This is a genomic window from Chromatium okenii (genome assembly GCF_002958735.1).
Classification (GTDB): domain Bacteria; phylum Pseudomonadota; class Gammaproteobacteria; order Chromatiales; family Chromatiaceae; genus Chromatium; species Chromatium okenii_A.
The window spans coordinates 77,025-90,718 of the sequence record NZ_PPGH01000035.1 but is presented as its reverse complement, the minus strand read 5'-3'; the positions used below and the strand labels follow the sequence as shown (position 1 = coordinate 90,718).

Here is a 13,694-nt window from a genome sequence, read left to right as displayed (position 1 = left end):
GTTCAGCGATCGCTCAAGGCAGCCGGAATCCAGCCACTGAGCGTTGCAATTCACTCGACAGATTGGCCAATTCGTCTACTGCCTCAGCGGCGCGGCGAGTGCCTTCAGTATTTTCTTCGGTGATGGCGCGAATCGCCTGCACGGTGTCGTTAATTTCTGCGGATTGGCGCGATTGGCGCTGGGCAGAATCGGCAATTCTTTTGGTTAAATCAGCGATATACGCGGATACATTCTCAATTTCGCGCAGTGCTTCACCGGCGTTTTCCGCCAGATTTGCGCCTTCCACCACGCCAGCGATGCTGTCTTCCATCGAACTGACTGCCTCGTTGGTGTCGGCCTGAATGGTGCGCACCAGCACCTCAATTTGTTTGGTGGCATTGCGCGAATCTTCCGCCAGCCGCTGCACTTCATCGGCGACGACGGCAAATCCGCGTCCGGCATCACCCGCCATCGCTGCCTGCATCGCGGCGTTAAGCGCCAAAATGTTGGTTTGATCGGCGATGTCGTCGATCAGCTCGACGCTCTTGCCGATTTCCTGCGAACTATCGCCCAACCGTTTGATGCGCTTGGCAGTTTCCTGAATTTGCTCGCGGATCGCGTCCATGCCAGTAATGGTATCGCGCACCGTTTGCGCTCCACGTCCGGCAACTTCCACCGAGCGCGACGCTACTTCAGCGGATTCCCCAGCATTCCGTGCTACTTCGTCGATCTGAATGGTCAGCGACTGTACTGCGGCCGAGGCTTGCGTAATTTGCAGCGCCTGAGTGCTGCTGGCTGCCGCCAACCGCTGGGAAATGGTGCGGCTGTCCTGCGCCGATTTAGACACCCGGCTGGCGGTGTCATTGATCGTCGTGACCAAGCTGCGCAGCGCCTCAATCGCATAATTGATTGCATCAGCAATTGCGCCGGTTTTTTCCTCGGTCACGGTCGCTTCAACTGTCAAATCGCCATTCGCCAAATCGCCCATTTCATCCAATAGCCGCAAAATTGCCCCTTCATCGCGTGCTGCCTGCGCCCGCGATTGCTCTTCACGCTTACGCGCTGCATGTAAAATAAACAAAATCAATAGCGTAAGGCTTAATAGTGCAAATGCTGCAAACAGCAATACGGCACTGGAACCGAGCGTAATTCCCACCAAGCGCACGAATTGCCCAGTATTTCGATAATCGGTGACTAGCGCATCTAATGCACTATCTAATTGCAAAGCGTCAGCATCAAGTGTGTTGAACTGTTCAATCACAGGTTGCAGCGTTTGCACTAATTGCAATAAATCATCACTCACGGTGCGCAAGGTCGCAGTTAAACGCGTCGTTTCTTCTATTACGCTGCGCAAGTTCGCATCATTACGGGTTTTAACGTATTCGGTCAGGTTATCAAATGTCGCAATCAATTCATCACGATTCGTGGTGAAATCCTTAATTGCCTGCTCGGTTTCTGCGCCACCATTCGTTAATCGCCATTGCACAGCGCGGAGACGTTCCAATCGCGCTGATTGCAATCCAAGTTGCAGTGCTAAATTCGGACTAAACCCTTCAGCAACATTGCGAGCAGCAACTGGTTTGAGACTGTTTTGCAAATTAGATAATAGGCTTTCAAGCGTCATCTGTTGCTGTTGCATTTCAAGTAACGCAGTACGCGCATTCAAAATGTATTCAACTTTGGTATCAATACGTTTCCAAGTAGTTCGCGCTTGGGTTGCATGTTGAGTTAATGAAAGATTATCGCTTGAGGTGTCGCTTACTAAATCGGCAAAACCGTTCTCAAATTGGTCGTATTTACTGCGCAGTTGTTCTAAAGCACTGCGCTCTCCATGTCCAGCTTCTCGCGTTATTTTAATGAGATATTGTACTTGCGCTCGCCGCATTGCGGCATCAAGCGAGCGATGTGTGTGAATCGCGTCATTGGCGCTCAGTTGTAAATAGCTCCACAGCGCCAACGCTGCAAACAGTAATCCTGTCAGCAATAACGCAATTGCCGTCCATTGAGAACTTTTAAGGAAACCGCTTGCTGTCATCTTTCGCATCATCATTCGCACTCTCCACGAGAAACCATCCTGATTAGAGTTTCCAATTTAAACCATTATCCGTTTGCCGCTTGAAATAGCGGATCAGTAATTAACCGCGCCAGCCGAATCACTGGCACTGGTGCGCCATCGAATAGAAATGACGCGTCAATATAAGGTTGGCACGCCCCAAAACCATCTGGTACGACGGTTGTGCGGGTATTAAATTGAATTGACCGCATTCCAATTGCTTCAGAAACAATGAGACCGCAGGGCAATTCATCTTGCCGAATCACTAAAACGCGCTCGCGGCTGCGCCCTTCGCGGCGGCGCTCGTGATTGAATTCTGTATGAGGAGACGACGGTTGTTGCCGCGTTTGTTCCATGAAGGTGGCGAGATGAAAAATCGGCAGTAAGACGCCGCGATTATTCGCAACGCCGACGAGCCAAGGTTTGGTTCCGGGAACGCGGGTGATGTCACGCGGCATTTCTAACACCTCAGAAACCTGCTCGAGAGGTGTTAAAAAGTGTTGCGTTCGCACCAAAAATAGGACGGCAGTCCATTGTGTTGGCGGTTTGCTGGGATCGGGCGCAGCGGCAATGCTGGTGCGACAACGCTCATCAAGATTACGAATCAATACATGGAGATCGGTGCGAATGCGATCACTGCGAGCCATGGTGATCAACCGCCCAGCAGCAGACGAATCCGCTCTAACAGCAATTGGCGATCAACGGGCTTCACTAGATAATCGTTGGCGCCTTGACGCAAGCCCCAAGTGCGGTCGGTCTGCATGTCTTTGGTCGTGACCATGATGATCGGAATCTCCGCGGTGCTGGCATCACTACGCAGCATTCGCGTGGCTTGAAAACCGTTGAGAATCGGCATGATGACATCCATCAGGATGAGATTGGGATGCAGGCGTCGCGCTGCCGCAACACCTTCTTCGCCGTTCATGGCGACTTCAACTTGGTAGCCAGCTTTAGTGAGAAACGTCGCTAAGATGCGGGTTTCCGTTGGCGAGTCATCAACGATCAGCACTGTTTTTGATGCGTTGGCGATATTTGCGTCTTGATCGGAAACGTTCGCGTTTTGAAATAAATGTTTCATGTGTTGTGTTCGAGCCTGTCAACGAATGATCCCGAAGCATCCTGAGCAAAAAGTGGAACGCTGCTTAGGACAGTGACGAGTCTGGCGCAGCGGTGAGACGATTGCCTTGCACCGCCTGCAATAATTCCTCGCCCGTGAAGGGTTTAGATAAATAATGCTGTGCGCCGACCAGCCGTCCTTTAGCGCGATCAAATAAACCATCTTTGCTGGACAGCATCACCACTGGCGTGTGGCGCAGCGCCGGGTTGCTTTTAATCAGGGCACAGGTTTGGTAGCCATCCAAACGCGGCATCATAATGTCCACAAACACTAATTCAGGTTTAAAGGTCACAATTTTGCCAAGTGCCTCAAAACCGTCTTCTGCCACACAGACTTCGCAGCCAGCTTTCAGCAGCAGATTTTCCGCAGTGCGGCGAATGGTTTTACTGTCGTCGATGACTAAAATTCTAACCCCGCGCAAGTCAAGCGTCTCCATGATAAACCGCCACTTAAAGCTGTGCCGTCTCACCTGCGCCCATGCACAAACAGGTGGTCAACCGGCGATACATAACGCAGATTTGTACCACGCTCGCCGAGAAGCGTCGATGTTCGCTAAATTATTCCTCTGCCGCCGCGCCGCAGTATCTGCAATGAACTGCCGCGCTTTAATGCAATCAATGACTTCGCGCATAAAATGAACATTCCTGATTATCACGGCGGCAGCATCGTTAATCTCATGCACAGCATTATTCATGCACGAGGTGGTTATTCTGATGTGCCGACATTGAACGCAGTGCCTGTTGATACGCTTGCTCATGCCAAAAACCTGATTTTGCTGGTAATTGATGGTTTAGGTGCACATTGGCTGGCGCATCACGCACCACACGGCATGTTGCATCGTGCCCAACGCACCACGCTCACCTCAGTATTTCCGTCAACCACTGCTTCGGCAATCACGACTTATCTCACTGGCGCTGCGCCGCTGCAACATGGCATCACGGGTTGGTTTACCTATCTGCGCGAACTGGGCTGCGTGATGACGATATTGACCGGCAAACCACGTTACGGCGGAATTTCTTATCGGCAGGCGGGCGTTGATCCAGTCCAATTATTTGGACATACACCGATTTTTGATCGCATCAACACGCCCAGCGTGATGATTTCGCCGCAACATATCGCCCGCTCCGATTTCAGTCTGGCTCATGCCGGACGCGCTGAAGTCATCGCGTATGACGGACTCACCGATCTTTTTCAACAGACGCTGCAAGTATTGCATCGCCCGCAGTTGCGGCGAACGCAGCGGTTTCTCTGTTTATATTGGCCTGCGCTCGACAGCATTGGTCATGCGCAGGGCATGAATAGTGCTGCGGCGGTGGCACATCTCGCGCAAATTGAACGCGCAATTGCCAATTTTCTCGCTGCGGCAGCGGGCACGGATACGCTGTTATTGGTCTGCGCCGATCATGGTCAACTGGATACTTCACCTGCCGAGCGGATTGAGTTGGCCGATCATCCTGAACTTGCTGAATGTTTACTGCTACCGTTGTGCGGCGAACCACGCGCAGCGTTTTGTTATGTTCGAGCGGGAAAAGAACGCGCATTTGAGCAGTATTGTCAGCAAGTGCTGGGCGAGCAGGTCGAAATGATTCCGAGTTGGCAACTGGTGGAAAACGGATTGTTTGGTTTTGGCACACCGCACCCGCATTTCATGGAACGCATTGGTGATTATTGTCTACTGCCGCGTGGGCAGCGGGTCATTTATGACCGACTGCCGAGCGAAAAACCCTACGTACAAATTGGTGTCCACGGCGGTTTAAGCGCCGCAGAATTGATGGTGCCGCTGTGTGTATTTACCACTTAATGCGCCGCAGTTGCTTGCTGCATGGGTGATGATGCGGGTTCGGGCGCAGTGGGCGCTTCACGCACTGGTAATACGCTATTCGCTGGCGCTGGAGTTGAGTGACGGCAGGCATTGAGACATTCTTGATGCTGCGTATTGCAAAGACTGAGATCAGCACCCAAACAGGCTACCGGTTGTAAGCAATGCCCGCGATGATCGGTAACGCAGGCGGTATGATCGGCGCTGGTGGACTTAAAATGTTGTTTGCATTCGGTTTCGCGCAGATGCTGGCGCTGTTCGCAGTGGGGACGCATGGCGTCGCAACGGGCAGCACAGGTTGTATCAAGCGTTGTAGGTGTTGGCGCTGGTTTGGTGATAAATGGCAATTTACTGACAAACGCGGGCAGTTGTTCTGGTTTGAGAAACGGCACTTGGCAACCGGTTAAGCTGGTCAGTAACGTGGTGGCGAGTAGAAAGATGCCGAAGCGCGTGGTGAAAGATAAGCGAGACATTGCTGAAATTCTCCATTAAAAATGCGTCTAAACTCTATCACAGGTTGACGAGCACTTGTGCTCTTGACGCTACTGAAATAGCGTGTTAAATCGTGTCGGGCATTGGTAATTCAATTCCGCGCTGCGGCGCATTCACAAGGAGCATTTCCGATGAGCAAGGGTGAAGATAAAAAGAAAGAAACGAAGAAAGCGCCGACAAAAACGATGAAAGAAAAGAAGGCTGAAAAGAAGGCGAAGAAAGCCAATCAGTAGCATTGACATTTCATCAGCCGTTTGCTTTTAATTTTCGCTTCGCTTTAATTGTTATCATCGCGCCGCTGTTTCTGTTTATGGAAACAGCGGCGTTTTTTTGGCGCGATCTTTGCTTTTCAAAAGTTAACACCGCTTTTGTGCGAAAACACACAAGCAAAGTTTTGAACCATCTTCACGACCAGAATATAATCCGTTGCTAATATGCTCCCAGCGTAAGACTCAATCTTGATTCAAGCGACTGTGGGCGTATATTTAAAACCAAGCAATACACTCAAGAAAGCGGAGCTAAATAATCCGATGACCGCAACCCCAGCCGTCGATGACATCGTTAAATCCGAATATGAACATGGATTTACCACTGAAATTGCCTCCGATACCTTTCCACCCGGATTGGATGAAGACGTGGTGCGAGCCATTTCCGCACGCAAAGGTGAACCTACGTTTATGACCGAATGGCGGCTGAAAGCGTATCGGCATTGGCTAACGATGACCGAACCGCAATGGGCAGCGGTTCATTATCCCAAAATTGATTTTCAATCAATTTCATATTTTTCTGCACCTAAACGCCCCGAAGATGCGCCTAAAAGTTTAGATGAGATTGATCCAATTTTATTGGAAACCTATCAAAAACTCGGCATTCCATTAGAAGAACAAAAGGTGCTGGCAGGAATTGCGGTTGATGCAGTTTTTGATAGCGTTTCGGTTGCAACTACATTTCGTAAATCATTAGCAGAAGCTGGCGTTATTTTCTGCTCCATTTCCGAAGCAGTGCACGATTATCCCGATCTGGTTAAACAATATCTCGGTTCTGTTGTGCCGCATACGGATAACTATTATGCCTGTTTGAATGCCGCTGTATTCAGTGACGGCACCTTTGTTTATGTGCCAAAAGGTGTGCGTTGCCCAATGGAATTAAGCACCTATTTTCGCATCAATGCCCGCAATACTGGTCAATTTGAGCGCACCTTAATTATTGCTGAAGAAGGCGCTTATGTTTCATATTTGGAGGGATGCACTGCGCCGCAACGCGATGAAAATCAATTGCACGCTGCCGTCGTTGAATTGATTGTGATGACTGATGCAGAAATTAAATACTCTACTGTGCAAAACTGGTATCCCGGTGATGCGCAAGGTAAAGGTGGTATTTATAACTTCGTCACTAAACGCAGCGACTGCCGAGGTGATCGCGCCAAGATTTCATGGACACAGGTGGAAACTGGTTCAGCAATTACTTGGAAATATCCCAGTTGTTTATTGCGCGGTGAGGGTTCTATTGGTGAATTCTATTCGGTAGCAGTGAGCAAAGGACGCCAGCAAGCAGATACTGGAACGAAAATGATTCATATCGGCAAAAACACCAGCTCTACCATTGTTTCTAAAGGCATTTCCGCTGGCGAAGGACAGCAAACCTATCGCGGTTTAGTCCGCATTGGTCAACGCGCTGAAGGTGCGCGTAATCACACCCAATGCGATTCGTTGTTAATTGGTGATCGATGCAGCGCCAATACTGTGCCTTACATTGAAGTCAAGCACCCATCAGCAAATATGGAGCACGAAGCAACTACATCTAAAATTAGTGACGATCAATTGTTTTATTGTCGCTCGCGGGGATTAACCGAAGAGGATGCAGTATCAATGATCGTCAACGGCTTTTGTAAAGAAGTCTTTAATGAATTGCCGATGGAATTTGCGGTAGAAGCGCAAAAGCTCCTGAGCATTAGTTTAGAAGGCGCAGTCGGTTAATTACCGTATTGAACCACACAACTTTTTTCGCCCGTCGCCCCGTTTTCAATTGGAGCAAAACATGTTAGCAGTTAATGGTCTCCACGCTAATGTTGGAGATAAAGAGATTCTAAAAGGTCTGGATTTTGCGGTCGCTCCAGGTGAAATTCACGCCATTATGGGACCGAATGGAGCGGGCAAAAGTACATTGTCACATGTATTGTCCGGGCGCGAAGGCTATACGGTGACGGCAGGCACTGCGACTTTTGAAGGTCAGAATTTGCTGGCATTAGAACCCGAACAACGGGCGCAATTAGGCTTATTTCTCGCGTTTCAATATCCAGTTGAATTGCCGGGTGTGAATAACACCTATTTTCTAAAAGCGGCGCTCAATAGCATTCGTAAGTCACGCGGCGAGACAGAACTTGATGCCGTTTCTTTTCTGCGTTTAATTAAAGAAAAACTGAAGATTTTGCATCTCGATGATTCGTTGTTAAAACGCGCCGTGAATGCCGGTTTTTCTGGTGGTGAAAAGAAACGCAATGAGATTTTTCAAATGGCGTTATTAGAGCCGAAATTGGCAATTTTGGATGAAACTGATTCGGGTTTAGATATTGATGCGCTGCGGGTGGTCGCTGATGGAGTGAATGCCTTGCGCAGTCCAGAACGCTCAATGATTGTGGTCACGCATTACCAACGCTTACTCGATTATATTCAACCAGATTATGTGCATGTATTAGCCAAGGGACGAATTATTCGCTCCGGTGGTAAAGAATTGGCGCTTGAATTGGAAGAAAAGGGTTATGGCTGGATTGATGCCGAGGGTCAAGCAGCATGACCAGCATGATTTCAACGGTTTTTCACATTGGCTAGCTACTGCGCCGAATACCCGCGACAGTGCTAAATTAGACTGGCTTGAAGCGCAGCGCAGCGCTGCCCGCGAGCAATGTATTGGGCTAGAATTACCAACGAATAAAGCAGAAGCATGGCGTTATACCAATTTAAAAAGTCTTTTAGAACAAGATTTCACTCCAGCTAAAGCAGTAATTCCCGCACTCGAAGTGATGATTTAGATAAGATTTTTATTCCAGAGCTTGTCAGTCGTCGCGTGGTATTGATTAACGGTCGTTATGTGCCCGAATTGTCGGCGCTCGGTGATTTGCCAACGGGTGTGCATATCGGCAGTTTGTGCGCCCTGCTAGAGAATGATCCCGACGCAGTGCGCTCGCGGCTAATCAAAGCGCAATTCATTCGCCTTTTATTGCGCTCAATACCGCTGGCTTTAATGATGGTGTGGTGTTGTTTGATCGCGCTGCGGTATTAGAGCAACCGATTGAGTTGATTCATATTTCTACTGGCATGAATCAGCCGCAAGTAGCACAACCGCGTCATTTAATTGTGCTCGGTGATGGAGCGCAGGCAAGTAATTGACGTTATATCGGTCTCGATGATGCGGTTATTGCACTAACGCAGTGATAGAAATTGCGCTGGGACGCGATGCAGTATTTCGCCATGAACGGTTGCAAATGGAAAGCGCAAAGGCATTTCATCTTACTGGGTTATCGCTTAATCAATGCCAATAGCCGTTATTTGGGTGTCAATATCGGTCTCGGCGCACGCTGGTCGCGTACTGAATTGGTGACGCAATTTATAGGCGAACATGCTGAATGCGATTTGCAAGGATTATATCTCGCTGGCGACGGGCAATTGATGGATTATCATTTAGATGTGACACACGCCATTCCGAATTGTAATAGCCGCGAAAATTTCAAGGGTATTTTATATGGCAAAGGACGAGCAGTATTTGATGGACGCGTATTGGTTGCTAAAGATGCGCAAAAATCCGACGCAGCGATGTCGAATAATAACTTAATGTTATCGGAAGGTGCTGAAGTTGATACCAAACCGCAGCTTGAAATTAACGCTGATGATGTGAAATGCAGTCACGGAACACAGTTGGGCAGCTCGACCGGAAAAGTTGTTTTATCTGCGTTCGCGTGGAATTTCAGCACCGTTAGCGCGGCGAATGCTGTGTTTAGGATTTGCTGGCGAAATTATCCACCGGCTGCATGAAGAGGTGCTCCGCGATTATGTTACGGAGCAAGTTGGTCAGCGGCTGGAATCCGCGCCACTGAATTGATTGAGGTTTTTATGAACAGACTCGCTCGCTTTGCCGGTTTCGGCAGCCACGACGAGGCGCTGGGCGAACCGGCGGTAGTGGATCGGGATGTGGCAGTAGAGCAAATGGTCGCCGAGAATTGCGCGAACCCATCATCGCCGCATTGCGCAACGTCCATGATCCTGAAATTCCAGTGAATATCTACGATCTGGGACTGATTTACACCATCGACATTGCGCCGGATGGCGATGTAGCAGTGGAAATGACCTTGACTGCGCCTGCCTGTCCGGTCGCTGGCATGATGCCGATTATGGTGCGCGATGCAGTCGCCAGCGTGGAAGGCGTTGGCGCAGTGCGGGTGGATTTGGTGTGGAATCCGCCGTGGAGTCAAGAACATATGAGCGACGAAGCGCGGTTGCAGCTCGGTCTAATGTGATTTTTTAATTGCGCAACTCAATAAAAAACGGGGTCAAGTTGAATAAACTTCGCCCCATTTTTTTATGTTTGAATTCCCAATTGATGCAGCCGCGCATAATGACCGCCCAATGCCAGCAATTCAGCATGGCGACCCTGTTCGACAATTCGCCCATCTTGCAATACCACAATCCGATCTGCGTTTTCAATAGTTGATAACCGATGCGCAATTACCAAAGTGGTGCGCCGCGCCATTAACGCTTGTAATGCCGACTGAATATGGCGCTCGGCTCAGTATCTAATGCTGAAGTCGCTTCATCCAGAATTAAAATTGGCGCATCTTTTAACATCGCCCGCGCAATGGCTAATCGCTGGCGCTGCCCACCAGACAACATACGCCGCGATCACCAATCATCGTGTCAAATCCCAGCGGTAACGCTGAATAAACTCCAACGCATGGGCACTCATCGCCACCTGTTCTAATTCCGCTCGTGTTGGCGGCACGGCGCAACCATAAGCGATGTTATTGGCAATACTATCATTAAATAGCACAACCTCTTGACTGACCAATGAAATTTGCGCCCGTAAACTGCCAGCGTTAATGCACGAATTGGAATTTCATCAATGAAAATCTCGCCGCTGGTAGCGTCATAAAAACGCGGTAATAGACTGGCAACCGTACTTTTACCACTGCCAGAACGTCCAACCAATGCTACTTTTTCACCCGGCGCAATAAATAAATCTAAATGTTCAATGCTGGCAATTTATCATTGGAATAACGATGACTCACGCCGCGATATTCAATCGCCCTTCAGCGCGTATTAGCGTTTGTGTGCCGCAATCATCTTCTTCATCTGCATCTAGCAATTCAAACAAACTTTCTGCTGCAATAATGCCGCGTTGCAATTGCGCATTCACTGAAGTTAAGCGTTTCACTGGCGGTAAAAGCAATCCCATTGCAACCACGAATGACATAAAAGTCCCGACCGAAATGTTTTCTTTTAATCCCTGCATCGTGGATAATAAACTACAACGCCAATCGCAGCCGCAGAAATCAATTGCACCAGCGGCACACTGGCGGCTTCGGTTGCAATCATTTTCATTTGTAGTGCACGGGTTTTTTCATTGATCGTATTAAAGCGCAATGCTTCACGGGCTTGACCACCAAAGGCTTTCACCACGCGCTGCGCATCAATTGCTTCCTGTGCCACTTGGGTTAAATCGCCAACGCGATCTTGAATACGCCGACTGTGACGGCGAAAACGCTTGGTGCGTATTTCACTGCGCCCGCCATGACTGGACCAATAATTAAAAAGATCGCCGATAATCCGGCGTTGAGATACAGCATAAAGCCCATTAAACCAATGGTGAAGCCATCACGCACCAACGTGGTTACGGCAGAAGTGGCTGCATTTGAAACGTTTTCGACGTTATAGGTTAGTTTAGCTAATAAATGACCTGCGCCGTGCTGATCGAAATAGCGCGTTGGGCCGCAATAGATGTGCAAACATCTGTTCCCGCAAATCAGCGACGACGCGCCGTCCGACCCAGCTTAAAAAATACGTATTGATAAAACCGGCAATGCCGCGCACCAAAATAACCGACCAATAATGGCATGGTGCGTACCATATCGGCGTTGCGTTCAACAAAACTGCCGTCAATTAATGGTTTCATCATCGCTGCGAATAGCGGTTCGGTGGCAGCAAAAATCAGCATTCCAATAATTGAAAATGTAAACATGCGCCAATAGGGTTTAACGTGTTGCAAAAGACGATAATAAATGACTTTTGCATCGGCGTTACTTAATACAGTTCTTGAGTCATGGAATGCGGCTATTGGCGGTGAGTGGCGGCAAAAACAATGCGTTTTAATCCGGTTTGACCGGCAACATCCAGTGCCGTCATTACCGCTTGATGCGGCGTTTGGCATCCGCTTGAATTAACACTGGTATTTGCGTTGGGCATCTTGCGCAGTGCTGAGTTGCGTCAGCCGTTGCGCCAGCGCAATTTCATTTTCAATTGCTTGATCGTTAATGAAATAATGTCCGGCTTGATCGATCACAAGACGAATTGGCGTTGGTGCATCTGCTGGTAGTGATTCACCCTGCGCTTGCGGTAATTGTACACGCAGCCGCGTTTCATCGCGGAAAGTGGTTGAAACCATGAAAAAATCAGCAACAAAAACACCACATCAATCAATGGCGCGATATTGATGTCTATTGGCGGACGGCGACGCGGACGCAAACTCATATTGCTTCTTCTTCCGGCTCGCGTTCGCCTTTAATCACTTCGACTAATTGCAATGCTTGTGCTTCCATTTCAATCGCAAATTGCTCAACGCGCCCATCAAAATAACGATGAAACATTAGCGCAGGAATAGCGACGCATAGACCGGCAGCAGTGGTGAGTAATGCCACGGAAATTCCACCAGCCAATAACCCAACGTTGCCATTACCGGCGCGTTGAATCACGCTGAAAATGTCAATCATTCCAAACACGGTACCGAGCAAACCGAGCAGTGGCGTAATCGCAGCAATCGTGCCTAACGTATTAAGAAAACGTTCTAATTTAGCGACGACATGTCGTCCAGTGTCGCCGATGGCTTCTTTCATTACGGCGGGCGAATGCTGCCGGTTAATCAACGCCGCAGCGAGAATGCGTCCGAGCGGTGAGCCGTCACGAATAGCGGCGATTTCAGCATCATGCAGTTGATTAGATTGATGAAGTTGGCAAATACGCGCCACTAATTGCGGCGGCATGATGCGGCGGCGGCGCAGCGACCAGCTGCGTTCAAACACAATGGCCAGCGCCACGATGGAGCAGGCGATGATTGGCCACATCAGCCAACCACCAGCACGAATTAATTCAAGCACAGAACAACTCCAAACATGGCGCAAACTGATGATTTCATTTATTTAATGCCCTCACTCGTGCCAGCAGCGCCGGATCATCCCAAGTGTACTCACCGAGGGCACTAAAAATGATTTTTCCTTTAGCATCAATGATAAAGGTAGTCGGCAAGCCAATCAGCGGATAACGCTGCGCGACAGCGCTGTTTTGATCCAGTGGCAGCGGAAATGGCAACGGCATTCGCTGCGTAAATTCTGCAACAGTTTCAGCATCTTCGCCAACATTGATGGCGATTACCGGAATGCCGTCACGCGCCAGCGCATGGTGGGCGCGTTGCAATGACGGCATTTCCGCTAAACAGGCCGGACACCAAGTCGCCCAAAAGTTCAAAATCAACGGCTTACCGCGATAATCCGTCAGCCGATACATTTTCCCGTCGGTTCCCGGCAGATTGAATTGCGGCGCTAGCGGTTGACCATCGACCAATTGCAGCGGCAATTGCTCTGCAACGGTGAGCGTATTCATTCCACAAAACAGCAGTACTATTGCTGGGTGGAGCAAGTATTTCATTCTTCAATCACCCAGCGTTGTAGTGCATCAATAATGCTTGTGCCTGCGCCCGACTGGAAATGTTGAATTTGGATTGCTGGCGGTATTCACCATCGCGTTTTTGATAGCGGCGAATGGTGTATTTATCTGCGCCGTATTGCGCTTTGGCGCGATCCCATTCCTGATAACGGAATAGAATTGTTGTCCAGCTGCCTTTCGATAAAACGACCTTATCCAATTCTTTAACGGTTTCAATTTCGTCATCAATATAGGTGACGGTTAATTCTTCAATTTTCTCTGCCATCTGATTTATTCCGTTCGTGAGCGAATGAATGCCGAAATGATGAT

15 protein-coding genes and 4 pseudogenes are annotated in these 13,694 nt (G+C 49.1%); 8 read left to right on the top strand and 11 right to left on the bottom strand.

Going from position 1 to position 13,694, the window contains the following annotated elements; genetic code table 11:
- Positions 1–13 precede the first annotated feature (13 nt).
- The 5 genes from CXB77_RS08625 to CXB77_RS19685 form a co-directional block, all read right to left on the bottom strand.
- Entirely contained in the window at positions 14–2,026 is a 2,013-nt protein-coding gene (locus tag CXB77_RS08625; protein WP_242445574.1) for a methyl-accepting chemotaxis protein, read from the bottom strand.
- A 53-nt stretch (positions 2,027–2,079) separates the two neighbouring features.
- A complete protein-coding gene (locus CXB77_RS08620; RefSeq protein ID WP_105073572.1) occupies positions 2,080–2,679 on the bottom strand; it encodes a chemotaxis protein CheW in 600 nt (199 codons plus the stop codon).
- 5 nt (positions 2,680–2,684) lie between these two features.
- Entirely contained in the window at positions 2,685–3,110 is a 426-nt protein-coding gene (locus CXB77_RS08615) for a response regulator (RefSeq protein WP_105073571.1), read from the bottom strand.
- 64 nt (positions 3,111–3,174) lie between these two features.
- Complete coding sequence (locus tag CXB77_RS08610; protein ID WP_105073570.1) at positions 3,175–3,585, bottom strand: response regulator; 411 nt, start codon at positions 3,583–3,585, stop codon at positions 3,175–3,177.
- Positions 3,586–3,642: 57 nt separating this feature from the next.
- The gene (locus CXB77_RS19685) at positions 3,643–3,780 is read right to left on the bottom strand and encodes a hypothetical protein (protein WP_172452605.1); all 138 of its coding nucleotides are present in this window, start codon (positions 3,778–3,780) and stop codon (positions 3,643–3,645) included.
- Positions 3,781–3,783: 3 nt separating this feature from the next.
- Between CXB77_RS19685 and CXB77_RS08605 the strand changes: the two genes are divergently transcribed.
- A complete protein-coding gene (locus CXB77_RS08605) occupies positions 3,784–4,950 on the top strand; it encodes an alkaline phosphatase family protein (protein ID WP_105073569.1) in 1,167 nt (388 codons plus the stop codon).
- Here CXB77_RS08605 and CXB77_RS08600 read toward each other — a convergent pair.
- Positions 4,947–5,441 (bottom strand): hypothetical protein, encoded by a 495-nt coding sequence (locus CXB77_RS08600; protein WP_105073568.1) that lies wholly within the window; start codon positions 5,439–5,441, stop codon positions 4,947–4,949. The two genes, CXB77_RS08605 and CXB77_RS08600, sit on opposite strands and share 4 nt — an antisense overlap.
- A 549-nt stretch (positions 5,442–5,990) precedes the next feature.
- On the opposite strand from CXB77_RS08600, the gene sufB reads away from it, so the two are divergent.
- The 7 genes and pseudogenes from sufB to CXB77_RS08575 all read left to right on the top strand — a co-directional run bounded on the left by sufB (position 5,991) and on the right by CXB77_RS08575 (position 9,970).
- Positions 5,991–7,436 carry a Fe-S cluster assembly protein SufB gene (gene sufB, locus CXB77_RS08590; RefSeq protein WP_105074005.1) on the top strand — a complete coding sequence of 482 codons (1,446 nt, stop codon included), beginning with the start codon at positions 5,991–5,993 and terminating at the stop codon, positions 7,434–7,436.
- A 61-nt stretch (positions 7,437–7,497) separates the two neighbouring features.
- Positions 7,498–8,253: a Fe-S cluster assembly ATPase SufC gene (gene sufC / locus CXB77_RS08585; protein ID WP_105073566.1), complete on the top strand. Its 756-nt coding sequence runs from the start codon at positions 7,498–7,500 to the stop codon at positions 8,251–8,253.
- Positions 8,219–8,488 (top strand): hypothetical protein, encoded by a 270-nt coding sequence (locus CXB77_RS21630; protein WP_242445573.1) that lies wholly within the window; start codon positions 8,219–8,221, stop codon positions 8,486–8,488. The genes sufC and CXB77_RS21630 overlap by 35 nt, the downstream gene beginning before the upstream one ends.
- Before the next feature lie 35 nt (positions 8,489–8,523).
- Positions 8,524–8,739, top strand: a complete 216-nt coding sequence (locus CXB77_RS21625) for a hypothetical protein (protein WP_242445572.1) — start codon at positions 8,524–8,526, stop codon at positions 8,737–8,739.
- A complete protein-coding gene (locus CXB77_RS23065) occupies positions 8,712–8,846 on the top strand; it encodes a hypothetical protein (RefSeq protein ID WP_277949384.1) in 135 nt (44 codons plus the stop codon). The genes CXB77_RS21625 and CXB77_RS23065 overlap by 28 nt, the downstream gene beginning before the upstream one ends.
- A gap of 81 nt (positions 8,847–8,927) precedes the next feature.
- Positions 8,928–9,488: a SufD family Fe-S cluster assembly protein gene (locus tag CXB77_RS21620; RefSeq protein WP_277949383.1), complete on the top strand. Its 561-nt coding sequence runs from the start codon at positions 8,928–8,930 to the stop codon at positions 9,486–9,488.
- A 78-nt stretch (positions 9,489–9,566) separates the two neighbouring features.
- Positions 9,567–9,970 (top strand): annotated as a pseudogene (locus CXB77_RS08575) (SUF system Fe-S cluster assembly protein).
- A gap of 62 nt (positions 9,971–10,032) precedes the next feature.
- On the opposite strand, the pseudogene msbA reads toward CXB77_RS08575, so the two are convergent.
- The 5 genes and pseudogenes from msbA to CXB77_RS08530 form a co-directional block, all read right to left on the bottom strand.
- Positions 10,033–11,688, bottom strand: a pseudogene (gene msbA, locus CXB77_RS19215) (lipid A export permease/ATP-binding protein MsbA).
- A gap of 92 nt (positions 11,689–11,780) precedes the next feature.
- A pseudogene (locus CXB77_RS24585) lies at positions 11,781–12,197 on the bottom strand (ExbD/TolR family protein).
- The gene (locus CXB77_RS08540; protein WP_105073561.1) at positions 12,194–12,820 is read right to left on the bottom strand and encodes a MotA/TolQ/ExbB proton channel family protein; all 627 of its coding nucleotides are present in this window, start codon (positions 12,818–12,820) and stop codon (positions 12,194–12,196) included. The pseudogene CXB77_RS24585 and the gene CXB77_RS08540 overlap by 4 nt, the downstream one beginning before the upstream one ends.
- Before the next feature lie 34 nt (positions 12,821–12,854).
- Positions 12,855–13,367 (bottom strand): peroxiredoxin family protein, encoded by a 513-nt coding sequence (locus CXB77_RS08535; protein WP_105073560.1) that lies wholly within the window; start codon positions 13,365–13,367, stop codon positions 12,855–12,857.
- Positions 13,364–13,650 (bottom strand): annotated as a pseudogene (locus tag CXB77_RS08530) (hypothetical protein). The gene CXB77_RS08535 and the pseudogene CXB77_RS08530 overlap by 4 nt, the downstream one beginning before the upstream one ends.
- Between the last annotated feature and the right edge of the window lie 44 nt (positions 13,651–13,694).